This window comes from Oricola indica, assembly GCF_965227485.1.
Lineage (GTDB): Bacteria > Pseudomonadota > Alphaproteobacteria > Rhizobiales > Rhizobiaceae > Oricola > Oricola indica.
Genome location: NZ_OZ245747.1, coordinates 1,671,866 through 1,698,358, shown reverse-complemented (window position 1 = coordinate 1,698,358; position 26,493 = coordinate 1,671,866). Strand labels below are relative to the sequence as shown.

27 protein-coding genes are annotated in these 26,493 nt (G+C 64.8%); 11 read left to right on the top strand and 16 right to left on the bottom strand.

Annotated elements, in window-relative coordinates:
* Positions 1 to 2: 2 nt before the first annotated feature.
* The 4 genes from ACQK2M_RS08665 to ACQK2M_RS08650 form a co-directional block, all read right to left on the bottom strand.
* Positions 3 to 1,913, bottom strand: coding sequence for a CHASE2 domain-containing protein (locus ACQK2M_RS08665; RefSeq protein WP_425417455.1), 1,911 nt, complete (start codon positions 1,911 to 1,913; stop codon positions 3 to 5).
* Between the two features lie 60 nt (positions 1,914 to 1,973).
* Complete coding sequence (locus tag ACQK2M_RS08660; protein WP_425417454.1) at positions 1,974 to 2,789, bottom strand: hypothetical protein; 816 nt, start codon at positions 2,787 to 2,789, stop codon at positions 1,974 to 1,976.
* Positions 2,790 to 2,886: 97 nt separating this feature from the next.
* Complete coding sequence (locus ACQK2M_RS08655) at positions 2,887 to 4,104, bottom strand: tetratricopeptide repeat protein (RefSeq protein WP_425417453.1); 1,218 nt, start codon at positions 4,102 to 4,104, stop codon at positions 2,887 to 2,889.
* Between the two features lie 191 nt (positions 4,105 to 4,295).
* A complete protein-coding gene (locus tag ACQK2M_RS08650) occupies positions 4,296 to 5,498 on the bottom strand; it encodes a pyridoxal phosphate-dependent aminotransferase (protein ID WP_425417452.1) in 1,203 nt (400 codons plus the stop codon).
* Positions 5,499 to 5,675: 177 nt separating this feature from the next.
* Between ACQK2M_RS08650 and ACQK2M_RS08645 the strand changes: the two genes are divergently transcribed.
* The 5 genes from ACQK2M_RS08645 to ACQK2M_RS08625 all read left to right on the top strand — a co-directional run bounded on the left by ACQK2M_RS08645 (position 5,676) and on the right by ACQK2M_RS08625 (position 9,484).
* Positions 5,676 to 6,518, top strand: coding sequence for an EAL domain-containing protein (locus tag ACQK2M_RS08645; protein WP_223475754.1), 843 nt, complete (start codon positions 5,676 to 5,678; stop codon positions 6,516 to 6,518).
* A gap of 11 nt (positions 6,519 to 6,529) precedes the next feature.
* The gene (locus ACQK2M_RS08640; RefSeq protein ID WP_425417451.1) at positions 6,530 to 7,150 is read left to right on the top strand and encodes a glutathione S-transferase family protein; all 621 of its coding nucleotides are present in this window, start codon (positions 6,530 to 6,532) and stop codon (positions 7,148 to 7,150) included.
* A 143-nt stretch (positions 7,151 to 7,293) separates the two neighbouring features.
* Complete coding sequence (locus ACQK2M_RS08635; protein ID WP_425417450.1) at positions 7,294 to 7,788, top strand: hypothetical protein; 495 nt, start codon at positions 7,294 to 7,296, stop codon at positions 7,786 to 7,788.
* Between the two features lie 43 nt (positions 7,789 to 7,831).
* On the top strand, positions 7,832 to 8,968 hold the full coding sequence (locus ACQK2M_RS08630; protein WP_425417449.1) for a PQQ-dependent sugar dehydrogenase: 1,137 nt from the start codon (positions 7,832 to 7,834) through the stop codon (positions 8,966 to 8,968).
* Positions 8,969 to 8,971: 3 nt separating this feature from the next.
* Entirely contained in the window at positions 8,972 to 9,484 is a 513-nt protein-coding gene (locus ACQK2M_RS08625) for a DUF1499 domain-containing protein (protein ID WP_223475758.1), read from the top strand.
* Between the two features lie 103 nt (positions 9,485 to 9,587).
* On the opposite strand, the gene ACQK2M_RS08620 is transcribed toward ACQK2M_RS08625, so the two are convergent.
* Together ACQK2M_RS08620 and ACQK2M_RS08615 are read right to left on the bottom strand one after the other, a co-directional pair.
* Positions 9,588 to 10,670 carry a DUF1176 domain-containing protein gene (locus ACQK2M_RS08620; RefSeq protein WP_425417448.1) on the bottom strand — a complete coding sequence of 361 codons (1,083 nt, stop codon included), beginning with the start codon at positions 10,668 to 10,670 and terminating at the stop codon, positions 9,588 to 9,590.
* An 82-nt stretch (positions 10,671 to 10,752) separates the two neighbouring features.
* Entirely contained in the window at positions 10,753 to 12,381 is a 1,629-nt protein-coding gene (locus ACQK2M_RS08615) for an EAL domain-containing protein (protein WP_425417447.1), read from the bottom strand.
* Positions 12,382 to 12,479: 98 nt separating this feature from the next.
* Here ACQK2M_RS08615 and ACQK2M_RS08610 point away from each other — a divergent pair, with 98 nt between their 5' ends.
* Positions 12,480 to 13,370 (top strand): DMT family transporter, encoded by an 891-nt coding sequence (locus ACQK2M_RS08610; protein WP_425417446.1) that lies wholly within the window; start codon positions 12,480 to 12,482, stop codon positions 13,368 to 13,370.
* A gap of 18 nt (positions 13,371 to 13,388) precedes the next feature.
* On the opposite strand, the gene ACQK2M_RS08605 is transcribed toward ACQK2M_RS08610, so the two are convergent.
* Positions 13,389 to 14,153, bottom strand: a complete 765-nt coding sequence (locus tag ACQK2M_RS08605; protein WP_425417445.1) for an SDR family NAD(P)-dependent oxidoreductase — start codon at positions 14,151 to 14,153, stop codon at positions 13,389 to 13,391.
* A 493-nt stretch (positions 14,154 to 14,646) separates the two neighbouring features.
* Between ACQK2M_RS08605 and ACQK2M_RS08600 the strand changes: the two genes are divergently transcribed.
* Complete coding sequence (locus tag ACQK2M_RS08600; protein ID WP_425417444.1) at positions 14,647 to 14,901, top strand: DUF1344 domain-containing protein; 255 nt, start codon at positions 14,647 to 14,649, stop codon at positions 14,899 to 14,901.
* A gap of 261 nt (positions 14,902 to 15,162) precedes the next feature.
* Entirely contained in the window at positions 15,163 to 15,405 is a 243-nt protein-coding gene (locus ACQK2M_RS08595; RefSeq protein WP_425417443.1) for a hypothetical protein, read from the top strand.
* 48 nt (positions 15,406 to 15,453) lie between these two features.
* Here ACQK2M_RS08595 and ACQK2M_RS08590 read toward each other — a convergent pair whose 3' ends face one another.
* The 5 genes from ACQK2M_RS08590 to ACQK2M_RS08570 all read right to left on the bottom strand — a co-directional run bounded on the left by ACQK2M_RS08590 (position 15,454) and on the right by ACQK2M_RS08570 (position 19,442).
* Positions 15,454 to 15,807 (bottom strand): cupin domain-containing protein, encoded by a 354-nt coding sequence (locus ACQK2M_RS08590; protein WP_425417442.1) that lies wholly within the window; start codon positions 15,805 to 15,807, stop codon positions 15,454 to 15,456.
* On the bottom strand, positions 15,807 to 16,142 hold the full coding sequence (locus ACQK2M_RS08585; RefSeq protein ID WP_425417441.1) for a transcription initiation protein: 336 nt from the start codon (positions 16,140 to 16,142) through the stop codon (positions 15,807 to 15,809). The genes ACQK2M_RS08590 and ACQK2M_RS08585 overlap by 1 nt, the downstream gene beginning before the upstream one ends.
* A 56-nt stretch (positions 16,143 to 16,198) precedes the next feature.
* Positions 16,199 to 17,410: a mandelate racemase/muconate lactonizing enzyme family protein gene (locus ACQK2M_RS08580; RefSeq protein ID WP_425417440.1), complete on the bottom strand. Its 1,212-nt coding sequence runs from the start codon at positions 17,408 to 17,410 to the stop codon at positions 16,199 to 16,201.
* 41 nt (positions 17,411 to 17,451) lie between these two features.
* Positions 17,452 to 18,543, bottom strand: a complete 1,092-nt coding sequence (locus ACQK2M_RS08575) for a Zn-dependent alcohol dehydrogenase (RefSeq protein ID WP_425417439.1) — start codon at positions 18,541 to 18,543, stop codon at positions 17,452 to 17,454.
* Positions 18,544 to 18,647: 104 nt separating this feature from the next.
* A complete protein-coding gene (locus ACQK2M_RS08570) occupies positions 18,648 to 19,442 on the bottom strand; it encodes a pyrroline-5-carboxylate reductase family protein (RefSeq protein ID WP_425417438.1) in 795 nt (264 codons plus the stop codon).
* Between the two features lie 140 nt (positions 19,443 to 19,582).
* On the opposite strand from ACQK2M_RS08570, the gene ACQK2M_RS08565 reads away from it, so the two are divergent.
* Together ACQK2M_RS08565 and ACQK2M_RS08560 are read left to right on the top strand one after the other, a co-directional pair.
* Entirely contained in the window at positions 19,583 to 19,969 is a 387-nt protein-coding gene (locus tag ACQK2M_RS08565) for an acyl-CoA thioesterase (RefSeq protein WP_223475769.1), read from the top strand.
* 12 nt (positions 19,970 to 19,981) lie between these two features.
* Complete coding sequence (locus ACQK2M_RS08560; protein ID WP_425417437.1) at positions 19,982 to 20,746, top strand: alpha/beta fold hydrolase; 765 nt, start codon at positions 19,982 to 19,984, stop codon at positions 20,744 to 20,746.
* A gap of 33 nt (positions 20,747 to 20,779) precedes the next feature.
* Here ACQK2M_RS08560 and ACQK2M_RS08555 read toward each other — a convergent pair whose 3' ends face one another.
* A complete protein-coding gene (locus tag ACQK2M_RS08555) occupies positions 20,780 to 22,057 on the bottom strand; it encodes an Hsp70 family protein (RefSeq protein WP_425417436.1) in 1,278 nt (425 codons plus the stop codon).
* Between the two features lie 246 nt (positions 22,058 to 22,303).
* Between ACQK2M_RS08555 and ACQK2M_RS08550 the strand changes: the two genes are divergently transcribed.
* A complete protein-coding gene (locus ACQK2M_RS08550; protein ID WP_223475774.1) occupies positions 22,304 to 22,540 on the top strand; it encodes a BrnA antitoxin family protein in 237 nt (78 codons plus the stop codon).
* 152 nt (positions 22,541 to 22,692) lie between these two features.
* Here the strand turns inward: ACQK2M_RS08550 and ACQK2M_RS08545 are convergent, their stop codons facing one another.
* The 3 genes from ACQK2M_RS08545 to ACQK2M_RS08535 form a co-directional block, all read right to left on the bottom strand.
* Entirely contained in the window at positions 22,693 to 23,283 is a 591-nt protein-coding gene (locus tag ACQK2M_RS08545; protein ID WP_223475775.1) for a HupE/UreJ family protein, read from the bottom strand.
* A 116-nt stretch (positions 23,284 to 23,399) separates the two neighbouring features.
* Positions 23,400 to 24,944, bottom strand: coding sequence for an ArnT family glycosyltransferase (locus ACQK2M_RS08540; RefSeq protein ID WP_425417435.1), 1,545 nt, complete (start codon positions 24,942 to 24,944; stop codon positions 23,400 to 23,402).
* Positions 24,945 to 24,946: 2 nt separating this feature from the next.
* Positions 24,947 to 26,491, bottom strand: coding sequence for an ArnT family glycosyltransferase (locus tag ACQK2M_RS08535; protein WP_425417434.1), 1,545 nt, complete (start codon positions 26,489 to 26,491; stop codon positions 24,947 to 24,949).
* Positions 26,492 to 26,493 lie beyond the last annotated feature (2 nt).

Here is a 26,493-nt window from a genome sequence, read left to right as displayed (position 1 = left end):
GGTCAGGCGGCTCCGGCGGTCGGGCCGTAGACCGTGACCGGACCTTCCACGCCGCGCAGCTCCACCTCGCCCAGCGCCGTGAGCCCGCGTTTCGAAAGCCCCGCCGCCGTCGGGCCGATCAGCATCTTCTGGCCCATTTTCTTGGTCTCGCCCTCCAGCCGGGAGGTCGTGTTGATGGTCGGGCCGATCGCCGTGTAGTCGACACGCTGTTCGGTCCCCATATTGCCGACGGAGCAGACGCCGGACTCGATCGCCGCAACGCATTCGATCGCCGGCAGGCCCTGCGCCTCGAGTTGCGGGTTGGAGGCCGCGACGGACGCGATGATCGCCTGCGCGCAATCGATCGCCCGGTCGGCATGGTCGGACACCTCCAGCGGCGCGTTCCAGAAGGCCAGCACCGCATCGCCCATGAACTTGTCCACGGTGCCTTCCCGCGCGAAGATCTCGCGGCTGGCGATCGCGAGGAAGTGGTTCACCACGGTGACCGCCTTTTCCGCGCCGAGCTGGCCGGACATCGCCGTGAAGCCGCGCATGTCGACGAGCATCGCCGTGATCTCGCGGTCCTCGACCTTCAGGGCCGCGGCCGTGTCGGTCTCGGCAAGGCGCTTGACAACTTCCGGCGACAGGAACTGCGAGAACTGTTTCTGCAGCACGCCGCGCCGCCGCTCGGCCTCGCGATAGAGCATATATCCGCCCGCCGCGCCCATGATCAGCAATCCGGCCGCCGGCTGGACACCGTCCAGCAGCAGGTCGCGCGAAGCGTAAGCGACCGCCCCGACGGCCACCGGCGCAAGGATGACAGGGCCGGAAAACAAAACGGCGAGGAACGGCCGCCGCGAAAAGGCGGTCAGGATGATCAGCAGCGCCAGCGCCCCGCCCACGAACAGGCCACGCTCGATCCAGCGGGCATGCGGCGCCTCGAACAGGTAGCGGCCGTTCAGCATCTGCGCCAGCAGCAGGGCATGAATGTCGGCGCCAAGCCGGTGCCCGCCGCGCGCGGTCAGGTGATATTGGTCGACGCCGGCGACATCGACCGCAAGCACCACGACCCGTCCGGCAAGCGCGTCCGACGGGCCGTTTTCGAGCAGGTCCTTCGCCGAGACATGCGGCACGGGCACTGTCGTATCGACGATGCGAATGCGTCCGTCCTCGCCGAGCGGCACGGTTGCCCCGCCCGCGCGCACCGCGTCGGTCGCCACGCCCTCCAGCCGCAGCGTGTAGCTCGCCTCGCCCTGCGCGACCCGCAGCAGGTCCAGGGCAAGCGTCGGCCACAGCCGCACATCGGTACCGTCACGCGTCTCCGCCCAGACCAGCGGCACGTGGCGGATCACGCCGTCGCGCCCGGGAAGCGTGCGCACGATGCCGAGACCGGCCGATGCGTCGGCGAATGCCGGCAGCGGCGCGATACCGCCCTGCACCGCAGCCGCCGCATTCGGATCGAGCCCGACCACCGTCCACCCCGCCTTGCTCTTGATGTCGAGCGGCCCGGCATTCGGGTCGAGCGACATGGCAAGCACCGACGGTGCGCGCAGCAGCGCCTCGGCCAGCGCCGCGTCGCTGGCGTCGCCATCCGGCCCGCCCTGCGGTTCCGAGAAGAAGAGGTCGAGACCGACCGCCGCGACACCGCTCTGCGTGATCGCATCGACCACTTCCGCCACCTGCCGGCGCGGCCACGGCCATCGCCCGTAAGCGCGCAGGCTCGCCTCGTCAATTGTCACCACAGCGACCTGGGAGAAATCGAGAGGAATTGGCGCCGAGGCCTGGTATAGATCGTAGGTTTTTTCGCGAAGCGTGGAAAACGTGTCGTTGAGCGCGACATGCCCCGCAACCATGATCGCTGACAAGGCTGCAAAGGACGCAAGAAGCCGGCTCAGCGTGGCATTTCGGGGCCGTATGGATTTTCTCTCAGCCATGCCACGCGTTCGGAGTCGACGGGCCAACCTGAAACAGGACCGACCAGCCGTGTTTCTCGATCAGTAAGTAATGATATAACACTCGTCATATTCGGGGTCGCAATCGTCCCTGCCGCCGCCCGACGCGCCTCCACCCAGCGGATCTCTGCCCTGGGTGTTTGTGCCCGGTCGCGGAAGCCCCCCATTATCCGATTTGCATGAGGCGCTTGCATTCGCGCTGGCACAATTCGCCTGGTCGTAGTTGCCGCCCGACGAGGTCCCGCCGCCCTGTCCGGCCGGCGGCACCAATTGCCCGCCCGACTGTGTATTGCGCGTGATGGTCAGGGTCTCTCCGTCGCTGACGCAGGACATGCCGGGATTGGTCACCGTTCGCGTCTCGTCGCCGACCGTGCATTTCATGATACCACCACGCAGCGTAGTGATCGTCTCGCCATTGTTGCCATTGCCGTCGCCCTCGTCGACATAGGTGTCGACGATACCACCGCGCACGACGAGAACGATATGCGGCGTGCGGACCTCGGAGCGTCCGCGCTTGGAGATCTGCCCGCCATAGATGCGCGCGAGACCGTTCGTCTGCCGCAACCGGATCGTACCGTTGCGGCGCGACGGATCGTAGACGAACTCATCGATGGTCAGAACCGCGTTCGGGCCCATCCGGGCCGTCGATTCGTCCTTGAAAACGATAACGCCGGAACCGGTGGCGTTTGCCGCCAGCTGGTCGCCGAGCGCAATGCCCGTACCATCGGTGACCCGCGCGCCGTCGCGCATGACCGTGGACTGTTCCATCGTCATCGTTCCGACGTCCTGGGCCTGCGCGCTCGCGACCGAGACCATGCAGACCGCGCCGGCCAGAAGATATTTGGTTGTTCCGAGCATCTGTTCGCCCTCAATTGATCTGGAAGGTCAGACCGCCCTTGACGCCCCAATACGCGCTACTGCGATCGAAGCTAATCGTCGAGTTCGTGTAGTCCGCCTAGCCGTAATAGACGCCGAAATCGAGGATCGTGTCTGTGCGAACCTGCACGGTGTGATTCCAGAACACCTCCCAGGCCTCCCGGTCGACGAGGCTCGCATTGGCGAAGAAGTCGGCAAGCGAAGCGTAGTCGAGAACCTCGCCATTGGTGTAGCGCACACCGCCCTCATGCACCCAGCTACGCCCGTCCTCGAACACCCACAAAAGATGCGACACGGAAGCGCCGACTTCATAGCCGCTGGTTTCGAAGTCGAAATCGCTTATGAAATCGAAGGCTTCCGGCGATCTCCCCCATTCGTAATAACCGTTCGCATAGAGGCCGAGCGCGATGCCGGCGGCGATGCGATATTCGCCCTGCACACCATAGGTCAGGCGATGATCGGTGTAATAATTCTGCGAACTGCCGAGCCAGCCGTAATCGACGAACGCCCACAACTGGCTTTCCACGCTGGGCCGCACCGATATCTGGGCCTTGGCCCCGTAGGTGTTGATCTGGCGGATACTGTTCTGCCGGTCGAATTCGGCATAGGCCGTCAGGTCCACCCTCAACGTATCGACGATATCCGGCAGGCCCTTCGAATAGGTCGTGTAGGCGCGTCCCTTGAACTGATCGAACTGGTCGTAATTGTTGTCGAAATCGGGATCGCCGACATTGCGGATGTACCGGATCATGCCGCCGAACCGGATCTCGTCGCTCGATGCGGTGTACAGATCCCGGATCACGACGCCGCTGATCGAACCGTAGGGGACCGTTCCGGACCCATCGTTCTTGTCCGGACCGAGAAACGTATCGACCGTTTCGGTGACGTTCTTGTAGTCGACACCGCCCGAAATCGTGAAAATATACTCCCAGCCCGACTGCGCGCGGTCGATCTTGGCCTTGAGTGCCTCGATCTCCTTCTCGAAAGCTTCCCAGCCGGCAGTCAGCAATGCCTGCTCGATATGGGCCGCGGCGAGATCGTAGGAGGAAATCTGGTAGTAGATCCGGGCCAGCGCGATGCGCGCGCCGATATCGGCGGGATTGCGCAGGATCACTTCTTCCAGCGTCGAGAGCGCCTGATCATACTGCCCCTGATTGACCGCTTCGACCACGAACCGGTCGAGCGCCGTCCGGCTGCCGATGTCGGTGACCCGCAGGTCGAATGCATTGTAATAGGACGCTTCGTCGGCCGCAGCAGGAGCGCCTGCAAGGACGGCCGGCGTCAAAATCAGGACCAATCGTCCCGCCGCCACACTGTTTCGTACCCGCCTCATACGTCGCATCCGCCCTCTCGCATGCATGACCTGCGAGTTTATAAACGGTTAAATCGCAAAGACTCCAGTGCAAATCGGCAACAATCGTTCCTCAACGGCAAGAAAAAGGCACGAAAAATACGCCGGCGCGCAGTTACGCCGGCGGATTGCACAAATTAACGGCAGTTCGCGCAGAATCGCTGGATGCGGCCGCAGGCGTCCTCGAGCAGCGTCTCCGACGTCGCATAGGAGATTCGGAAATTCGGGCCGAGGCCGAACGGCTCGCCATGCACCGCCGCCACGCCTTCGCTTTCCAGCAATTCCGTCACGAAGTCCTGGTCGTTCTGCATCACCTTGCCCGACGGCGCTTCCTTGCCCATCAGGCCGGCAACCGACGGATAGACATAGAACGCGCCTTCCGGCGTCGGGCATTCGATGCCGGAGGCCTGGTTGAGCATCGAGACCACGAGGTCGCGGCGGCCCTGGAAGATCGCCTTGTTCCGCGCGATGAAATCCTGCGGCCCGTTCAGCGCCTCGACGGAAGCCCACTGCGCGATCGAGCAAGCGCCCGATGTCTGCTGGCTCTGGATCATGTCCATCGCCTTGATGATCTCCATCGGCCCGGCCGCGTAGCCGATCCGCCAGCCGGTCATCGCATAGGCCTTCGACACGCCGTTCATGGTCAGCGTGCGGTCCATCAGCCCCGGCTCGACCTGCGCCGGCGTGACGAACTCGAAATCGTCGTAGACGAGGTGCTCGTACATGTCGTCGGTCAGCAGCCAGACATGGGGATGGCGCATCAGCACGTCGGTGATCGCCTTCATCTCGTCGCGATTATAGGCCGCGCCCGACGGGTTCGAGGGCGAGTTGAAGATCAGCCATTTGGTCTTCGGCGTGATCGCCGCCTCGAGCGCCTCGGCGGTCAGCTTGAACTGGTTTTCCAGCGTCGTCGGCGCCGGGACCGGCGTGCCGCCGCACAGCAGCACCATTTCCGGGTAGGAAACCCAGAACGGCGCCGGGATCACCACCTCGTCGCCGGGATTCATCGTCGCCATCAGCGCGTTGAACAGGATCTGCTTGCCGCCGGTGCCGACGATGGTCTGCGTCCACTCGTAGTCGAGGCCGTTCTCGCGCTTGAACTTCGCCGCGATCGCCTTGCGCAAATCCGGGATGCCCGAGACCGGCGTATATTTCGTCTCGCCGCGATTGATCGCCTCGATCGCCGCTTTCTTGATGTTGTCCGGCGTATCGAAATCGGGTTCGCCCGCGCCGAGGCTGATAACGTCCCGGCCCTGGGCCTTCAGTTCCCGTGCCTTTTGGGCCACGGCGATCGTGGCGGAGGGTTTCACGCGGGAAAGGGTGTCGGCGAGGAAGGCCATTTCGATGTCTCCTGGGATGTTGTGCGGTCCGGTTCCGCATCGCGCGTGCTATCTGCGCTATTGATCGAAAATTCGCAAGCGTTGCGGCGGCTTCGCAAACGCGCTAACCCTTCGTTAACCATAAATTCATCGCTTCGGGGGCAATTTCGGGCGTGGTGGACGAAGGAGACGGAAGCCTTGCCGGAAACGCCGGAGTTTCGCATCGAGAAAAGTCCGGACGGGACATGGGTCGGCGATTATGCCGGTCATGTCCTGCGCACCGCGTTTCAGCCGATCTTCCGATTCGAGAAAGGCCGCCTCGCACCGATCGCCTGCGAAGCGCTGCTGCGCGTGTCGCGCGACGGCAACCCGGTGCTCACCGACACCTTCTTCACGTCGCTCGATAAGCCGGCCTTCGAGGCGCTGGAACCGCAACTGCGCAGCCTGCACATCCGCAACGCCTGTCATATCCCGTCCTCCGAGCGGCGACTTTTCCTGAATTTCGATCCGCGCATCCCCGAGCATCCCGCCCGCTTCGAGGCGGCCCTGCGCACCCTCGGCGCGGAATTGCGCGCCGCCGGGATTTCGCCGGCCGACGTCGTTTGCGAAATCACCGAGGCGGAAACGCAGAACAACGCCGCGCTCACCCATTTCGCCTACGAGCTGCGCGCCCGCGGCTACATGCTCGCCGTCGACGATTTCGGAACCCGCGCCTCGCGCCAGCAACGCATCGCGGCCATCGCGCCCGACATCGTCAAGTTCGACGGACGCATGGTCAAAAGGCTTCTGTCCAATCCGGCGGGCGCCGCGACGCTGCGCATGATGGTTTCCGAGTTCCACAAGCAAGGCATCCATTCCGTCCTCGAAGGCCTCGAGGCCCTGTGGGAAATCGGCCCGGCCGAAAGCACGGGCGCGCCCATGGTCCAGGGCTACGCCCTCGCCGCGCCACGCATCGTGAGTACGGATTTCTCCAACTGGATCGCACAGTTCCGTCCGCAGCCCGAAGCCCCCGCTGTCCGGATGGTCAAGACCTTCCGCTGAAAGACATAGAGATGTTGACGCTTTATTCGATGCCGAGCTCCGGCAACTCCTACAAGGTGCGCCTTCTGCTCGCCTTCCTCGGAACGCCCTACGACCATATCGGCGGCGAATACGGCAGCGGCCTGACCGACAGCGATGCGTTCCGCGCGCTCAATCCGGCCGGCAAGCTGCCGCTGCTGAAGCTGGAAGACGGCCGCCTGATCGCCGAATCCAACGCCATTCTCCTCTATCTCGCTCGCGGCACGCGCTTCCTGCCGGACGACGCCTACGAGCAGGCCCACTGCCACCAGTGGATGTTCTTCGAGCAGAACAGCCACGAGACCAGCATCGCCGTTCGGGCCGCCATCCTCACCTACCCGCAACGCGCCCATCTGCGCACGCCGGACAGGCTAGACCCGCTGCTTGAAAGCGGGAATCGCGCGCTGTCGATCATGGAAGCCCAACTCGAGAAAACGCCATTCCTGACCGGCGACGCGCCGACCGTGGCCGACATCTCGCTCTACGGCTACACGCACAGTGCCGAAAAGGGCGGCTTCGATATGCAGCGCTTTCCCGCAGTCAATGCGTGGCTGGATCGGATCGCGGCCGAGCCCGGCCATGTGCCGCTCGCCTTCGTCCCGGGCGCGGCATAAAGGTTTCGTTAATCGATTTCTTCAAATTGCCACAAAATCTCCCGGTGGCCGCCCATTTGTCTCCGTGAACCGGCCCGAATCCCGGCGGAATTTGCGATGGCGTACGCAATCGCGTTCGCAAGCGGGACCGGAGAGGACACGACATGTTTACGGCACTTCGCAAATCGAGCCTCCAGAGCAGGAGCCATTCGCTCAGATCGACCGCGCTTTTGATGGCGGTGCTGGTCCTCGCCAATGTCGTCGCCATTCTCGGCCTCGGCGCGGCCGCTCAAGCGGGAGACTTCCCGGACGCGCTGCGCTACGCCCCGATGACATGGGAGAAGAAGGCGCCGGTCATGCACCAGGCGCCGCAGGCCGAAACCGCCGCCGCAACGAATGCCGCATCGGCCGTCCGCCCACTGCTGCGCGACGAAATCGACACGGCGACATCAGCGACGGCGCGCAATTTCGTCGAGATCCGCAGCGAGGCCTCGCCAAGCACGAAAGCGGTCGCGCTGTCCGCCGAGCGCCATCACCGCTTCCTGCTGATCGCGCTGATGAGCGCGGCGCTCGCCACCATGGCCGGCGTCAGCGCGCTGATGTTCCGCAGCCTCGCCCGCGAGATCTCCGAAACCGAGCGCAGACGCCGTTCCTGGTGAAACCACCCTTGGCTTGCCGGATTGCCTACCTAAGTAATCCGGCATGACCCATTACCGTTTGCCAGTAACCCTTTTTGCTCTTGCGGTGGCCGTCTTTCCGGCCGCCGCTGACACCCACGTCGAAAAGACCGACAAGGTCGATATCTCCGCCACGGTGGTCGCCGACGGTCTGTCGCATCCCTGGGGCATGGACATCCTGCCCGACGGCGCATTGCTCGTGACCGAACGCGAGGGCCGTTTGCGCATTGCACGCGACGGCGAACTGTCCGAACCGGCCACCGGCCTGCCGGAGATCGCGGCGGAGGGACAGGGCGGGCTTCTCGATATCGCCCTCGCCCCGGATTTCGCCGATAGCGCCGAGGTCTATTTCACCTTCTCCGAACCCGGACCGGGTGGCGCCGGCACCGCATTGGGCCGCGCGGTCCTGGAAGACTGGGACAGCCCCGCCCCGCGCCTCTCCGGCGTCGAGACGATCTTCTCGATGGCGAAGAAAACCGGCACCGGCCACCACTTCGGCTCCCGCATCGTCTTTGCCGGCGATGGCACGGTCTTCGTGACAACCGGCGACCGCGGCGATTCCGAACGCGCGCAGGATCTCTCCGATCACGCCGGCGCCGTGCTGCGCGTCAATCGCGATGGCTCGATACCCGAAGACAATCCCTATGCCGGCGACGAGGCCGCCGCGCCGGAAATCTGGTCGAAAGGCCACCGCAATCTGCAGGGCGCGGCGCTCGATCCGCAAACCGGCGCATTGTGGACCGTCGAACACGGCGCGCGTGGCGGCGACGAGATCAACCGGCCCGAAGCCGGCAAGAATTACGGCTGGCCCGTCATTTCCTATGGCCGCCACTATTCTGGTGCCGAGATCGGTGTCGGAACCGAGGCCCCCGGCTACGAACAGCCGCAATATTACTGGGATCCCTCCATCGCGCCGTCCGGCATGGCGGTCTATCAGGGCGAAATGTTTCCCGAATGGAATGGCGACCTTCTGGTCGGCGCGCTGAAATACCGGATGCTCGTTCACCTCGACCGCGACGAAAGCGGCGCGATCACCGGCGAGGAGCGCTTGCTGGAGGGCGCGTTCGGCCGCGTCCGCGATGTCACCGTCGCGCCGGACGGATCGATCTATCTTTTAACCGACGAGGATCCGGGCGCGATCGTCCGGGTCACCCGCGACTGACGCGTGCGCAAGATAATGCTGACCATTCTGATAGCTTTCGCGGCGCTTGTCGCCATTCTCGTCGCGTTCTTCCTTGTCTACGGCCGCGCCGAGACATGGCGGCTTGTCGCCGGCGATCCGGATCTCGGCCAGTTCGACCGTTCGGCGCCGGCCCGCTCCGAACAACCCAACGACGCCCTGTTCTGCACCCCCGGCCTTTGCGAGGGCGTGCCGGTCGACCGGGAGCTTCCCGAATATGCCATGCCGCCCGGTGAACTGATCGAGAGGATCGTCGCGGCGATGGATGAAATCGCCCCTGTCGCGGAGCGCGTCGATGATGGCGGCGACCCCGCACAAGCCCGTTTCGTCACCTATACCGAGGCGCTGCGCTTTCCGGACACGAATTCCTTCGAGGCCGTCCCGCTTGGCGACGGGCGCACCGGGCTTGTCGCCTATGCCCGCGCCCAGCTCGGCAAATCGGACGTCGGCAACAACCGCAAGCGCCTCGAAGCCATCGTCTCGCGGATCGACCGCTAGCGCAATTCAGGGTTGGATTGAAACATCGGCATCACAATGCGCGTTCGAGCCAAAGGCGAGAGGCAGCGCCCTTGATCCCTGTTGCAACCTGAAATGCACTTAGTCACTCCGGCGGCCAGAGTGCCGGCCAGTTTTCCGGTCCGCCCGCCGGGTCGCCGTCGCAATCGCCCTTTGCGCGCGATTCCGCGAGAATGAAGACATGGCCCTTCGTCCACTCGCGCCATGTCCAGCGGTTGTAGACGCCGCAATCGCCGAGCCCGCGCCCCTTGAAGAAACCGGACAGTTCCTGCTTGTCCTGATCCCAGGAGATGTTCCAGGCCACGTTGTCGGTCGAGGGGCCTTCCTCGGTCATCACCGGCAGCGGAACCATGCGCAGGCTCGAACCGATCCGTTCCCAGAAGGCATAGGGCTGGTTGTAGGCGCCGCCCATGCCGCAGGGCAGGCCGATCAGCCATGTATCGCCGCCGGAATGCGCCTCGAAACCGCCGAGATTTGCGAAAAGCTCATCGTCCATCGCACCGCATGCGGCGTCCGGACTGTCGCGGAACTCGCCGCGCAGTTGGAACGGAAGATCGGAGATCGCCGCGATCGCGCGCACCGGCGCGCCCTGATCGCCCGGAGCGGCACCCTCGGCCTGAATGGCGTCTTCGCGCCCGACGCGCCCCTGCACCTCGTCCATGAAGATCAGCCCGGCGACGAAGCCGGACAGCGAGAAGGACGAGCCTGTGTCGAGGCCGCGCGAACGATAGGTGACCCGCAATTCGCGCCCGGCTTTCGCCTCCGCGATCAGTGCGGATATCTGCTCCTCGTCGTCGAAAATATACTCGTAGACCGCCGCCCGGTACGAAAGGTCGGATACCGGGATTTGCAGCACGGTCCGCCCGTCGATGGATATGCCGACGCTCGACCCTGCGGTCAGCGTCTCACGCACGCCGAGAACGAGGCGCACCGGCGCTTCCGGCCGCGCCGTGCGCCGGAAAATCACCGTGTAGACTTCCGATTGCGCGTTGTAGGCCGACACGTCGCAGGTCAGCCCGTCCGTGCAGCTCACCGATATGTCGCGAATGCGCTTGAACTGGCTTGCGGATGCCGTGCCCGCGATCGCCGCCCATCCGGCGACAAGAAGAACGGCAAACAGCGCGCGCCCAAGTCGGGGCCACAAACCGTTCCGGGAATACGCTCGCATGGATATCCTTTTTCGAACCGCGTTTGACGAGCCATACCTATAGCAGCCCCTGCTCCCGGAAAAGGCCGGAGCGACGTTTTGTCTATGCGGAGATCGCCTCGCGCTCCGGCATATCCGCCTGAGCGGCGCCGGGTTCGGAACCCGACATTCGGGTGCCGAGCAGGATCGCCTGGTGGCGTGCATATTCGGATTTGGCGGCATCTGCATCGAGTGGCCGCGACAGGAAATAGCCCTGAACCGCATCGACGCCGATCTTGCTGAGCGCACTGAGCTGTTCGCCCGTCTCGACACCCTCTGCCACGACCTTCATGCCGTATTCCCGCGCCATGCTCACCAGCATCCGCACCATCGTGCCGGCGCGCGGGTCAAGTTCGATACCGTCGACGAAGAACTTGTCGATCTTCAGGATCGCCGCGCCGAGCCCCTGGATGGCGACGAGGCCGTTATGGCCTGTCCCCGCATCGTCGATGGCGATGAGCACGCCATTCACCCGCAAGGCCTCGATGCGCCGGCGCGCTTTGCGCACGTCGCCGATCTCTTCGCGTTCGGTGATTTCGATCACCACGCATGACGGTTCCAGTCGCGCCCGGCGCAGCAGGTTGGCGAACCGGTTCGCGAAAGCCTCGTCGACGACCTGCGAAGGCGATGCGTTGAACGAGAACGTCAGGTTCGGAGCCTCTTCGATGAGATCTCCCATCGCCTCGGCGGTCTGGAACACGAGCGTTTCGAGCAGAAGGTCGGAATGGCCGCCGGCCTCGATCATCGGCACGAAGACCGACGGCGACACGAAGGAGCCGTCCGGCTGCGGCCAGCGCGCGAGCACCTCGAAGCCCGTCATTTCACCGCTTTCGATGTCGTAGATCGGCTGGAAGTGCGGCACGATCTCGCCACGCGACAAAGCGCTCCCGATCCTGCTCGAAATATTGGAGGGCGACATCAGCCCGCGCGCGATCAGATAGGCAAGGACGATGGCGAGCAAGGATTCCGCGGCCAGCGTCGCCGGATTGCGCTGTGCGTTCAGCGCCTCCAGCAACACGATCGGCACATGGATGCGAACCGTGAACGGATAACGCTGCGACCGCACCTCGAACATCTCGGTCGCGCCGCCGATTTCCCAGCGCGTGCCTTCGAATTTGCCGATCGTTCGCCCGTTGTTCAACGACAGCCGGACTGCCCCGTTCTCGCGCAAGACCGGCGGCAACACGTCGAAAAACATCGCCTCGGTGTTCACCAGCGCCGCCGCCGAGGTCGTCTCGTCGAAAAACCAGGACACGGCCAGCGCCGGCGTACCGTCCAGGCGCAGCGGATTGAGCACGATACTCGAATTGCGGGCCTGCAAGCCGTCGACCGGATTGAAATAGTTGCGCGTCAGCGTCTGGCTGTGCGTGGCGACAGAGCACAAGCTGCCGTTGCGCGCCGTGAGGATGTCCGTGATCGACCCGGAGCGGAAGACGGCGTCGTTGAGCGCCACCATGGCTTCGGTGCTGCAGTCGACATGCCCCTTCTCGTAAAGTTCGCCAAGCCGGATGACCGCGTAATCGGTTGCGATCTCGGCGCGGGCCAGCGTGCTCTCGGCGAGAGCGGCCACGCTCTGGTGCTTGAAAGTGGTCGCGATCTGCCGATGAACGAAATCGGCAGCGGCCAGGAACAGTCCTGCAAGGATCACGGTGAGGATCAGAATCCGCACCCGTCGCGAGATATATTTGGACAATTGCGTCGCCATTCGCCACACGCTAGCAAATTCTGGTTTACCGTTTCTTGCCCGGATTCGCGTGTTTGCGCGTATCCGCATCATCTCGTGACAATCCCATGAACCGCGCCACAGCCAACCTCCTGCTCCTGATAACCGGCGCGATCTGGGGCGGTGGATTCGTCGCGCAGGCGACCGCGATGGAAACGATGGGGCCGGTGCTGTTCACCGGCATACGGTTCCTCGCCGCCGCGCTCGCGGTCCTGCCATTCGCGGCGCTGGAAGCGCGCCGTGCGAAGGCGCCGCTACTGCCGGACGCTGGCCAGTGGAAACGCTATTCGCTGCTCGGCATGCTGCTGTTCTCGTCGCTCGCCGCCCAGCAGGTCGGGCTTCTGACGACAAGCGTCACCAATTCGGGCTTCCTCACCGGGCTCTATGTCGTGCTGACGCCGATACTCGGTGTCGTTCTGTGGCGCTTCTGGCCGCATCCCGTGATCTGGCCGGCGGCACTGCTCGCGCTCGGCGGCATCTGGCTGTTGTCCGGCGGCAAGCCGACGGGCCTTACGGCTGGCGACTGGTGGACGATCCTGTGCGCCGGCCTCTGGGCCTGCCATGTCCAGTTTCTGGGCCGCTTCGTCTCCGGCGCGCGTCCGCTGCAGCTCGCCTGCACGCAGTTCTTCGTCTGCGGTGTCGCCGGAACCGCCCTGGCATTCGCCATCGAACCGGTCGGACTGTCGATGATCCGGGAGTCGGCCGGCGAGATCCTCTTTGCCGGCGTCCTGTCCGGCGGCCTCGCCTTCACGCTGCAGGCGATCGCCCAGCGTCACACCACTGCGCCGCAGGCGGCGATCTTCATGTCCTCGGAGGCGCTGTTTGCCGCGCTCTTCGGCGCGCTTCTTCTCGGCGAGCGCATCGGCCCGGCCGGTTTCGCCGGCTGCGCGCTGATCTTCGTCGCCATGCTCTCCGTCGAAATCGTCCCGATGATGCGAACGCCGAAACGGGCGGCCTGAGCCGCCCGCCCCTTGCAATTACAGCAACTGCCCGCCGGACACCTCGATGCGCTGACCGGTCATCCAGCCATTCTCGGCGGCGATCAGGCTCGATATCGCGCCGCCGATGTCGTCCGGCAGGCCGGCACGGCCCATCGCCGTTGTCGAAGCGACCATCTGGTTGACCTGCGGATTGTCGCGCACCGCACCGCCCCCGAAATCCGTCTCGATCGCACCCGGCGCCACCGTGTTGACGGCGATGCCGCGCGGTCCCAGCTCAAGCGCGAGGTAGCGCGTGAACACCTCCACCGCGCCCTTCATCGTCGCATAGGCGCCGTAGCCTGGCAGGGCGAAACGCGCCAGACCGGACGAGATGTTGACGATCCGTCCGCCATCCACCATCAGCGGCAGCAGGGCCTGGGTGAGAAAGAAGACACCCTTCACATGGACGTTCATCAGCGCGTCGAATTCGGCCTCCGTGGTCTCCGTGATCGGATTGTGCGACCCGGTCCCGGCATTGTTGACGAGGATGTCGATCGTGTTGCGGCCCCAGATCTCCCCAAGCGCCGCCTTCAAGGCGTCGATGAAACCGGGAAAGCGGGAAATATCCGACGTGTCGAGTTGCAGCGCGACGGCCTTCCGCCCGAGCGCCTCGATCTCCGCGACGGCGCTCTCGGCCTGTTCGCGAGAGGCATTGTAGGTCACGACGCAATCGATACCCTTGCGGGCGAGATGGATCGCGGTGTTGCGGCCCAGCCCCCGGCTGCCGCCGGTGATCAGGGCGATTTTCGTTTCGGTGGTCATGCTTGTCTCCTGTGTCCACGTGTCGTCTTGGGACAGTACGGAGCTAGCGATCCGTCGCCGAAGCAGCCTGCCGGTTTCTCCGAAGAACATGCCTGATCCTCCGGGATGCCCGCCTGCGTGGCGCAGACCGGCCGCGACAGCGCTTCTCACCAAGTGTAACCGCGATCAAATCGAGCGGGCGCCGCGTGCCGCGTGACCGGTCGAAGCCCCGTCGGAACGAAGGACGGATGCCCGCGCGCCACAATTTCACCGCGCCAGGTGCCGCTCGTTCCCGGACAGGACGGCGCGCATGCGCCGACTGTGGCCGAATTCGGGCAAGAAGGCCGGATTATGTCATTGTTTTCAGTTATTTATCGACACGCTTCGTGATTTGAATTCGGTCACTTCCGGCGTCTAGTTCGGCCCGTCGCCGCGGTTTGATCCAAGCCCCCTCCCTACCAGCCCGGATCGGTCGCGGCGACAAAGCCAACAGAAATGGGAAAGGATCCCGAGCATGAAGAAATTCGTCACAGCCATTCTCGCCGGCGTCGCCATGACGGCGACAGCATTCGCGTCGTTCGCCGGCGAAGGCGAGGGCGTCATTGCCAGCGTCGACGCCGAGACCCGCACCATTGTGCTTCAGGACGGCTCCACTTGGACCGCGGCCGATGATGTCGATCTCGCCGCGCTGGCGCCCGGCGATGCGATCAAGGTCGTTTATGAAGACGGCACCACAATGCTGACGTCGGTCGAAAAGACCGCGATGTAGGCGCCCGGCCGACCGGTCCCTCTCCGGTCCGCCAGCAGGGATGGCGCGCCTCCTGCCGGGCGTCGCCATCCCGTCTTCGACCGGACCGCGATTTCGATCGCGGCGTTTTCACGGCAAATTCGGGGCTTTTTCAAGCCACTGTTTTCAAACGCAAAATTCAATTGCAAAGCGCTCCGGACAGCGCTAGTGACTTTCCGCCCGGCAGCGCCGTCCACATCGACGTGCCTCCTGAGACCGGGTTTGTTTTCACGGAAAACCGAAATGAGAAAAGCTCTCATCGCCATGGTCGCGACGCTTGCCGCGACCGTCTCCCTTCATGCCGCCGAAATGCAGGCCGTCGTCGAAGCCGTCGACTATGACGCCAACGCCATAACCCTCGATGACGGCGAGACCCTGATCGTCGCCGAAGGCGTCGACTATTCCTCGATCACCGAAGGCGATCTCGTCAACATCGTCGTCGACGACAATTCGGGCGAAATCACCAAGATCGTGTTCGCGGACTGATTCCGCGCTCCGCCACGACCGGCCGGACCCCGTGTCCGGCCGTTTCGTTCAGATCAACGTTTTCGTTACCGCTGTTTCGGGATCGCCTGTATTCGGCGTCCCCGCCGGCTCGATGATGAGGATTTCGGTCTCCTCCTCTGACACCGGGCGGTGTTCCACCCCTTTCGGCACGACGAAAAGCTCCCCCGGGCCCAGCGTTACGCTACCGTCCCGCATCTCGATGCGAAGCCGCCCTTTCAGGACGAGGAAGAAATCGTCCGTGTCGGGATGCGAGTGCCAGACGAACTCGCCCTTCGCCTTCACCACCATCAGGTCATGGCCGTTGAACCCGCCGACGATCTTCGGCGACCAGTGCTCGGTAAACTGCGACAGCTTGTCGGCGAGATTGACGGCAGGAATCATCATTCGTCTCCCTGAACCAGCGGCCATACCTCGACAACGCCATGCGCCACCGCGCATGGCACGCCCGAGACCTTCTCGATAGCCTCCTCGATCGTCGCGGCCTCGATCACTGCGAAGCCGGCAACCGGAAGGGGCGCGGACATGAAGGCGCCCTCACCCGTCTTCACACCGGTCGCTTCCGGATTACGGACCTGGACCGGCGTTCCCGCAATGCCCATCAGTGCACCTTGCGCGCCGAGCCACGCATCCTGCTCATGCGCGGCGGCGCGTACCGACGCCGGGGTCCGCGCATAACCGGCTTCGTCGCCGTATCCGATCGTTATGAATTTGGGCATGGTCCGCTCCTTCTCGTTCACGCCAGTATCGCCCGGGGAAGACTACCGTGTCACGCTCAGGGCTGAACCGGCGTCTCCGCCATGCCCAGATGCAGATGCGTTCCCTCATACGGATTGGCGCGCGCGACCGCCTCGTCGATCTCGACGCCGAGACCCGGCGCGTCCGGGATCACCGTGTAGCCATTCTCGATCTTCAGCGGGATTTTCAGCAACTCGGCGTGAAACCCGCCCCAGTCCTTGATCGCTTCAAGGATCAGGAAATTCGGGGTCGAGGCGGCAAGCTGGATATTCGCGGCGGCGACCACCGGCCCGCAATAGCAATGCGGCGCCACCAGCGCGTGATGCACCTCCGCGATGGCCGCGATCTTTTTCGTTTCCCAGATACCGCCGGACCGGCCGCAATTGGGCTGGACGATCTGCGCCGCCCCAAGCGCCAGCAGCCGCTGGAATTCGTATTTCGTCGTCAGCCGCTCGCCGGTCGCCACGGGGATCGAGGTCTTCGCCGCGAATTCCGCCATCGCCTCCGGCATGTCCGGCGGCACCGGCTCCTCGAACCACAGCGGATCGCAGGCCTCGATGGCCTTTGCCATCCGCGCCGCGCCCGACGGCGTGAACTGGCCATGCGTGCCGAACAATATGTCGGCCCGCGTGCCGACCGCCTCGCGCACCGCTTTCATCATCGCGGCGGAGCGCTCGATATCGGTCAGCAGCGGCTGGTGCGGGTCGTATTGCGTATAGGGCCCGGCCGGGTCGAACTTCACCGCGGTGAAGCCCTGCTCGACCCAGCGCACCGCATTCTCCGCCGCCATGTCGGGATCGTTGTAGACAGTCTTCCCGCTCGCCTCGTCAGGATAGATCGGCCCGTCGGCAGGGTAGAGATAGGTGTAGGAGCGCAACGCCTCGTGCACACGCCCGCCGATCAGCGCATGGACCGGCTTGCCGGCCTCCTTGCCGACGATGTCCCAGCAGGCCATCTCCAGCGCCGAATAGCACGCCATCATCGAAAGGTCCGGCCGCTGCGTGAAACCGGACGAATAGCAGCGCCGGAAGAACGCTTCGATGTCGTGCGGATCGTGGCCGACGAGATGCCGCGCGGCGACATCCTCGATCGCCGCTGCCATCACCTTGGGCCCGAAGGTCGCCCCATAGGCCTCGCCCCAACCGGTCACGCCACCGTCGCTCGTCAGTTTGACGAACAGGAAATACCGCCCGCCCGGCGCGCCCTCCGGCGTCCCGACGATGAAGGTTTCGACGTCCTTGATCTGCATGAAATCCTCCGCTGCGCGAATGCGCCCGTAATGACGACCGACTAGAACACCACCACATTGCGCAGTGCTTCGCCACGCTTGGTGCTTTCGATCGCCGCGTTGATGTCGTCGAGCGCGAACCGCCCCGTCACCAGCTCGTCCAGCTTCAGGCGTCCCGCCTTGTAGAGCGAGACCAGATAAGGGATATCGCGAGACACCCGCGCCGAGCCCATCTTGGAGCCGATGATGCGCTGGTTCCAGGCGGCCAGCAGCCCCGGATCGAATTCCCCCATCACGCCCGACGGCGGCATGCCGACGATGACGATCGAGCCGTTCTTGGTGATATATTGCGACGCGCCGTCGATCGCCGATTTAGCGCCGACCGTAACGAAGACATAGTCGACGCCGCGCCCGCCCGTCGCCGTCATCAGGATATCGCGGACATCGCCATGCGCCGGATTGAGCGCCAGCGTCGCACCGAAGCGCTTCGCGGCGTCGAGCTTGTCATCGGCGAGATCGATCGCCGCGATGATTCGCGCGCCGGCGGCCAGCGCGCCCTGCACCGCGTTCAGGCCGACCCCGCCGCAGCCGATCACCGCGACATTGGCCCCGGCCGGAATCCGCGCCGTGTTGGTGACCGCGCCGAACCCTGTGATCACGCCGCAGGCGAGCAGCGAGGCGGCATCGAAGGCGATATCCTTCGGGATCACCACGATCTGGCTTTTTTCCACGACCACCTTTTCGGCGAACGCGCCGGTGCGCAGCCCGTGGACGAGCGGCGCGCCGCCCTGCGTTGCAATCGGCGAGCGCCGGTCGAGCGGAAACACCTCCTCGCACAACACCTGATCGCCGCCTGCGCAATAGGGGCACTGGCCGCAGGAACGTATCAGCGTCACCACGGCGTGGTCGCCGGGCTGCACGCCCTTCACGCCCGCGCCCACCGTCTCCACGACGCCCGCCGCCTCGTGACCGAGGACCATCGGCAATTCGCCGCCCCAGCCGCCCTCGGCGAAGATGACGTCGGAATGGCAAATGGCACAGGCTTTCACCGCCACCTTCACCTCGCCCGGCCCGGGATCGGCGAGCGTCACGCTTTCGATCGACAGCGGCGCATTGAAGTCGCGGCAAACCGCCGCTCGAATGGTCTCTGGCATGGAGGCAAATCCGGTTGAACGTCCGGAAACGCTAGTGCCCGCCCCGTCCCGCCGTCCTTATTTGCGGCGACATTGTCTGTCGGCTTTGTGATGCTGACGGGAAATCAGGCCATCGATCGGGTCTTGCGCACAGCCATATCGAGACCGTCATGCACGAGGTCCACCAGTCCGGCGTCGCGCATTGCGACAAGCCCCGCCGCCGTCGTCCCGGCATAATCGATCATCTCCTGAACATGATCGCCCGGTGTTTTCCCGCCATCATGCAGCATCGTCCCGCCCGACAGGAAAAGCTGCCGGATCGCCTTCAGCGCGATGTCGGGCTCGATCCCGGACCGGACCGCATAGGAGACCATGGCGTCCGCGAACAGCGCGACGAAGCCCGGCACCGGTCCGGTCAACGCCGTGAAGCACTCGATCTGGCCTTCGTCGGCGACCGCGTCGCTGGCGCCGCAAGCGGACAGCAATCCGCCGACCGTCGCGCGATCCGCTTCCGTGACGGCGTCCGAACCGATCCAGGGCGAATAGGCCAGACCATGTTCCGCCGCGGGGCTGCTCATCGCCCTTACGACGCGCGGCGAACCGGTGAAATCGGACAATTGCGCCCGGCTGACGCCGGCCATCACCGATATCACCAGCGTGTCGGCGACACTCATCTCGAGCGACCCGGCTTGCGCGGGCGGCACCGCCAGCAGGATCGTGTCGCAGGCATCGGCCAGAACCTGATTGCTTGCGACCGCGCTGACGCCGGGCCATGTTTCGAGCCCCGCAGGCAGGCCGGACCGGTTGGACACCACAAGCGAATCGGGAGCGACATACCCGCTCGAAAGCAGCCGCCGCGCGATCGCGCCTCCGAGCATTCCCGTACCACCGACAATGCCGAGCGCTTTCCGATCTGCCATGCACGCCTCCAAATTACGTAACGTAATAAGCTAATCACATCGCGCGCGGGGTGAAAACCGCGTGCGGCCCGGCTGTTGCGTCCGGGCGGCTTTTGGCCTTCAAGTGGCGCTCGGGATTTGCTGAAAGGAATTGCGCCGCCATGGTCGACGAGACTGCCGCCCCGCGCGGGGAACTGACACTCAGAACGCTTGCCATGCCCGGCGACACAAACGCCGCCGGCGACATTTTCGGCGGCTGGGTGATGGCGCAGATGGATTTGGCCTCCGGCATTCGCGGTGCCGAGGTGGCGGGCGGTCGCATCGTGACCGCCGCGGTCAACGAGATGTCGTTCGCCATGCCGGTGAAGGTCGGCGACACGCTGTGCGTCTACACCGAGGTCGAGAAGATCGGCCGCACCTCGATGATCCTGCTGATCGAGGCTTGGGCGCAGCGCTACCTGTCGCATGTCATGGAAAAGGTCACCGACGCGCGCTTTGTCATGGTCGCGCTCGACGCCGAGGGCAAGCCGACCCCGATCCCGCGCTAGGCGAAGCCGGTCATGAACCACACCGCCATCCTCCTGCCCGGCATCATCACGCCTGCCGAGATCACCTACCGGTATCTGCTGCCGGCATTCGGCGGCGCAGCATCGGTGATCACGCGCGACCTCGCCATTTACGACAAGGGCGCACCGCCGCCCGACTACAGTTTCGACATGGAGATCGACGCCATTCTGCGAACGGCCGACGATGCCGGGCTGGACAGTTTCCATCTCGGCGGTTTTTCCGGCGGCGGCGCGATTTCCGCCGCCTTCGCGGCGCGGCATCCGGACCGCCTCGCAAGCCTCGCCCTGCTGGAACCCGCCTGGCTCGGCAATGAAGACCAGACGGATGACGAGATCGCTGTGCGCGACGCGATCCGCGCGACGGAAGATCTGCCCTACGCAGAATCGCTTGCCGCCTTCGCCCGGCTCAACGTCGCCGACGATGTCGAGCTACCTGCCCCGCCGCAGGGCGACCCGCCCGCATGGATGGAGCACCGCCCCGCCGGCATTTTCGCGATCGGCCCGGCCTGCCGGGACCATCGCCTTGACCTCGACGCGCTGCGCAGCCTCGCCTGCCCCGTGCTCTACATGCGCGGCGCCCGCTCCAACCCGTCAATGTATCTGCGCATCCAGGAACGTGCCGCGAAAATCTTCCCCGATTTCACCGTCGAAATCTTCGAGGACCGCCACCATTTCGACCCGCCGCATCGCACCGAACCGGAGCGCACGGCAAATATTCTGCTGGAGTTCTGGAACCGGGCCGAAACCAGGGCGCGGTAGGAAGCGCAACACGCCCGAAGTCCGGCGTCGCCGTCAGCGCGCAGGGCCGAAGCGGCGTTCCGCCTCCAGCGCCAGCCCGATACCCACGCTGCCGAACCGGTCGCCCTCGACGACCGCCGCCTGCGGCACCGCTTCGAGCAGGGCTTGCCGCACGACCGGCACCGCCGTCGTGCCGCCGGTCAGGAAGATCGCGGAGACAGCCTCCGGCCCCAGCCCGGCATCCGCGAGCGTCCCGTCCAGCGCGCGCCGGATCGCGCGCGTTTCGGCGGCAATGATGGCGTCGAACTCGGCCCGGTCGATTTCCACGCCCAAGCCCTGCTCGATGACATCGAGCCCGATCCGCGCTGTCGGCGCATCGGTCAGCCCGATCTTCGCCGCCTCGACCTCCAGCGCCAGCTTGTGCCCGAGACGCTCCTCCAGCACATGCTGCAGCCGTTCGATCAGGTGCGGGCTGTTCGAGAGCCTGAGATAATCCTTCACCTCGCGCAGGATTGCCCGGTCGTAGAGAAGATGGATCCGCTGCCATGTGCTGAGCGAGACGAAGACGTGACGCGGGATGGTGATCAGCCCGTCGCCGAAATCCCGCCGGAGGCGGCTGTCGAGCCCCAGTTCCGGCATCACCTTCCTCAAATTCGCCAGCCGGTCCAGATCGGTGCCGCCGACATGGACACCGCCGGTCGCCAAAATGTCGTCGCCCCTGTCAGTCCGCGTCCGGCCGTCCGGCGAAATCCGCACCACCGAGAAATCCGACGTGCCGCCGCCCAGATCGGCGATCAGCGCGATTTCTTCGCGTTCCACCGTCTGCTCGTAATCGAGCGCGGCGGCAATCGGCTCGTACTGGAACGCGACGTCCCGGAATCCGGCGGCATGGAAAATCCGTTCGAGCGTCTGCTCCGCCTGCCTGTCGGCCTTTCTGTCGTCATCCACGAAATGGACCGGCCGTCCGGCGACGACCGTATCGATCTCCGTTCCGCGAAACTCCTCCGCCGTGGCTTTGATCGACCGGATGAAACCGGCGATGATGTCGGAAAAGGCGACGCGCTTGCCCGCAATATAGGTCGAGTCGTCCTCGAGGCTGGTTCCAAGGATGCTCTTCAGCGCCCGCATGAAACGCCCCTCGGCGTCGCCCACATAGCCGTCGATGGCGCTGCGGCCGTATTTCCGCGAACCGGTCTCGAAATCGAAGAACACCGCGCTCGGCAGGTCGAACCGGCCCCCTTCGAGCGGCACAAGAACCGGCTCCGCGCCATCGACGAATGCAGCCGTGCTGTTGGACGTGCCGAAATCCACGCCAATCGCGGTCGTCTTCATGAAAGAAGCTCTTCGTGTCGGTTTCAGGGAAGCGGGCCAATGGCCCCGAGGCGGACGGTGTTAAGGCCGCCCTTGCGACAGGGTCAAGGCGGCGGGCCGAAAAATTTCCCACCCGCCGGAATTGCGCCATTTTGGCGAAACAATGTGGATCGACCGCCGACGACGACGAAGCGTCGGAACATTCCGCGACAATCATGCAATAATAGGACGCGTGATTCGCGTTGCGATCTAACGGGGCAAACCGACATGGCCTATTCACCGCGCCGCACTTCCAGCGCCCGAGACAAGGCGGAGGCGCTGTTCAAAGCTGCGACCAAGAAACCTTCCGAAGCGACGGAAGAGCCGCGAAAGACTGCGGTTCCAGCCGCGCGGGAGAGCGTAACCCTGCGCATCGACCACGATGTGCTGGAGCATTTCCAGGACCAGGGCCCGGGCTGGCAGGACCGCATCAACAGGGCGCTCCGCAAGGCCGCCGGCCTGTAGCGCAATTCACGTCTGGATCGAGATATTTCGCGTTCGAGCCAAAGGCGAGAAGCAGCGCATCCTGATTCCGTTGCGAACTGAAATGCGCCCTTCAAATCTAAAACGCACCGGCGATTGCCGCCGGCGCGTCTTTGAGAGGTCTTCGGTCGGGATCAGCCGGCCATCAGATAGAGCCCGCTGACTGCCGTCAGGCCGCCCAGCACACGGGCCAGCAAATGGGCGCGGCGGTCGCTTTCGCCGAAGATACGCGACAAAGCGAACCCAAGCCCGAGGCCGATCGCATGCAGGATCGCCGTGGCGATCGCGAAACCGGCCGCATAGCCCAGTTCGCCCGCCGTGCCGATTTCACCGCCATGCGCATGGCCATGAAACAGCGCGAAAACGCCGACCACGACAGCGGCCGGGCCGGCCGGCAGCTTCACCGCGACGGCGACCAGAAGTCCAAGCGCGACGACCGAGGCGAGGATTGCCGGCTCGACGAAGGGCAGCGGGACACCGGCAAGCGCCAGCGCGAAGCCGACAAGCATCGTGCCGACGAATGCGGCAGGTACGATCCAGATCGCCCTCCCGCCGATCATCCACGCCCACAATCCCACGGCGACCATGGCAAGGATGTGATCGGCGCCGAACATGGGATGCGAGAAGCCGGCGGAGAACGAGCCGTGCTCGTCGGGATTGAGATGGGCGAAGGCGGGCGCGGCTGCGGAAAGCAGGAACGCGAGCGCGAGCGAAATGCGCTTCATGGGGTGATCCTTTCTTGGGTCTATCGGCGCCCCGAAATGGGTCGCGCCTTGGAAGCACCCCGACATAGTCGCGATTCGGGCGCCCTGACAACGTGACCCGGCGGCACCCGATGCGGTCAGTGCGGCCCTTCGCCTGAGTAGTTCTCCGCCAGTACCAGACGGTAGCTGTGGATCGGCAGGCCGAAGCGCTCGATCGTGAATTCGCGCACGGTCGTCACCCGCTCGAAGACGGCGGTGACGAGTTCGTCTTCCGGCAGATAATCGTCGACCAGAACCAGCGCGTCCCTGCCCTTGTAGTCGGCCGGGTTCCACCAGAAATCGAACTGGTCGTTGCGCAACCCGATCTTCAGGACGTCTGTCCGCTTGCCGGCGAAGGAAAGCAGCGACGCGGTGCGGTAGTCCGTCGTCATGACCATGTCGACGCCGATGAACCGCTCTTCCTCCGCGACGATCGCCGCGATTTCCTTCAGCCCGAAGGAGATGTCGTTGTCGCGCAAGTCTCCGCCATTGAGCTTGTAGGACGGGTAGACGACCTGTCCGAGCACGATCCAGGCGCTCATGCCGATGCCGAAAAGGGCGTGAATGGAGAATTCGGCGCGGCTGCGCAGGAAGAAGACCATCACCGGCAGCGCGAAGAGATAGGCCGTCAGGTTCCAGTAGGACAGGATCGTGTTGGAGGCGCACAGCACCACGAAGACCGCCGTCGAGACGACCAGAACCCAGCGCCCGACAGCCTCGAACGGTGTGCGGATCGCGCCGCTGCCCGTCCCGAAACGCACCAGCGCCAGGACGATGACCGGCGACAGCATCATCGAAGAAGAAATCACGAAGTCGCGCAGATTGCCGGCGAAACCGCCATGGACCGACTGACCGATCCGGCTTTCCAGATTGTAGTGAAAGCTTGGCCAGTCATGCGCCACGTTCCAGGCGATCACCGGCGCCTGCATCGCCATCGACAGCGCAGCGCCCGCCCACAGATGCGGCGAAGCCAGCAACGGGCGACCTTTCGCCGAGACCATCACCCAGACCGCAAAACCGAGCCCGATGAAGACGGCGTTGTATTTCGTCAGCCCCGCAAGCCCGAGCGCGACGCAACCGGCATAATAAAACCGCCAGATCCTTTTGCCGTCGCCGAGCCCTTCGATGAACAGCGCCCAGAAATGCGCTGCCACAAGCCCGAAGAAGATCAGCAGGTGATCCTGGTGCGCAAGCGACTGGAAGCGCATCAGGATCGGCATCGACAACCACACGACCAGACCGGCGAGGAAGGCGCGTGGTGCATCCTCGCGGCCGGCGAGCCGCTTCGACCAGAACCACAGGATCCACAGGCTTCCGGCAAAGCTCAGAAGGGTCGTCGCGCGCAAGGCGAACAGGTTCCACCCGAACAGCGAGGCCGAAAGCCCCTGCAGCCATGCGGCCAGCGGCGGGTGGTCGTAATAGGACCAGTCGAGATGCTGGCCCCAGAGCCAGTAATAGGCCTCGTCGGCGGTCGGCGCAGCGGCGAACACCTGCACGCCTTTCAATGCCAGAAGCGGCAGCAGCAGCACAACGAGCCAGCGCGTCGCCGGCAAAACGGCATCGAGGCCCGGTTGCCGCGCCGCCGCGCCCGCGCCAGAGAAACGGCCGGCATCGAGCCACTGCCGGGTTCGCGCCTCGCCCATGACTATTGCGGCCCCGCGCCCGAATAATTCTCGGCGTGGATCAGCCGGTAGCGCATGATCTCGGTGCCGAAACGCTCGACCGCGAAGGTCGCCACCGTTTCGGTGCGCTCGAAGACCGTGTCGATCAGCTCCGTTTCCGGAAAGGCGTCATAGGCGATCACCAGCGCGTCCTCGCCCTTGTGCGCCGCCGGATCGAACCAGAAATCCCACATGTCGCGACGCGGTCCCAGATGCACGATATCCGTGCGCTGCCCGTGCAGCGACAGGAGCGAAGCGGCCAGATAGTCCGTCGTCACCAGCATGTCCGGCGCGTATTCCGCCTCCGCCGCCTCCAGTTCGTCCAGCATCGCCGGCGCGGCGAACAGGATGTTCTCGTCATGACGGCCCGGCGGCTGGGTCAGCGTCACGACCGGCATCACCGTCGAGGTGAACAGCAAAGAGCCGCCATAGAGCACGCCCCACAGGACATGCAGCCGAAACTCCATCGCGCTGCGCAGCAGGAACGGCGCGATGGCCAGCGGCAGCAGATAGGACGTCACGTTCCAGTAATGCGCCACCGGCGTCACGAAACAGAGCGCGTACCAGGCAACCGTGCCCGTCAGGAACACGGCCACGGCCGGCCCCCGCAACGCGGCTCCGATTCCCTCCGCACCGCGGATGAGAAAGCGCAGCATCGCGAACATCAGCACCGGCGAAACCACGAGCAGGCTCTGCATCGTGAAGCGGTAGAGATGCGCGCCGGGCGTCGTCGCCTCGAAGCCGATCCGGTCATGCGCGTAGAACCGGAAGGACGGCCAGCCATGGCTCCAGTTCCACCCGATCACCGGCGCCAGCATCGCGACGGTCACCAGCGCCGCCAGCCAGAGATGCTTGTCCGTCAGCCATCTCGCCCGGTCGCGCCGCGACAGGATCCAGACCGCAAGCCCCGCCGCGACGAAGACGGCGTTGTATTTCGACAGCGCCGCGAAACCGAGCGCGACGGCGCAAAGATAGAGCAGCGCGTAGCGCGGCCGGCCGATGTCCCGGCTTTCCGCGAACAGGACGAAGAAATGCAGCGCCGCAAGCGAAAAGACGATCAGCAGGTGATCGTGGATGGCGAGGCTCTGATAGACCAGCATCAGCGGCGAGGCGAGCCAGATGGCGACGCCAGTCAGGAAGGCCCGCATCCGCAGGAAGGGCGGCGTCAGCCGCCCGCACCAGTACCAGAGGATGGCGAGCGTTCCGGCGAATGTCGGCAGCGTGGCGAGCCGGGCCGGAACGATCCCGTCGCCGAACAGGAAGCTTGTCAGCGCGTGCAGCCAGCCGCCGAGCGGCGGATGGTCGTAATAGGACCAGCCGGGATGCTGCCCCCACAGCCAGTAATAGCCTTCGTCGGGAAGCGGCATCGCGAAAAGCAGCGCGGCCACCTTCATCGCAATCAGCACGGCAAGCACAACGGCGAGAACGCGTCCGCGCGGCAGAACCGCATGCAGGTCGTGCTTGGCAAACACCGCGGCGCCCCGCCGCCGGGGCACGCCTGCGCTGCCGTATCCGATATCCGTCGCCATGC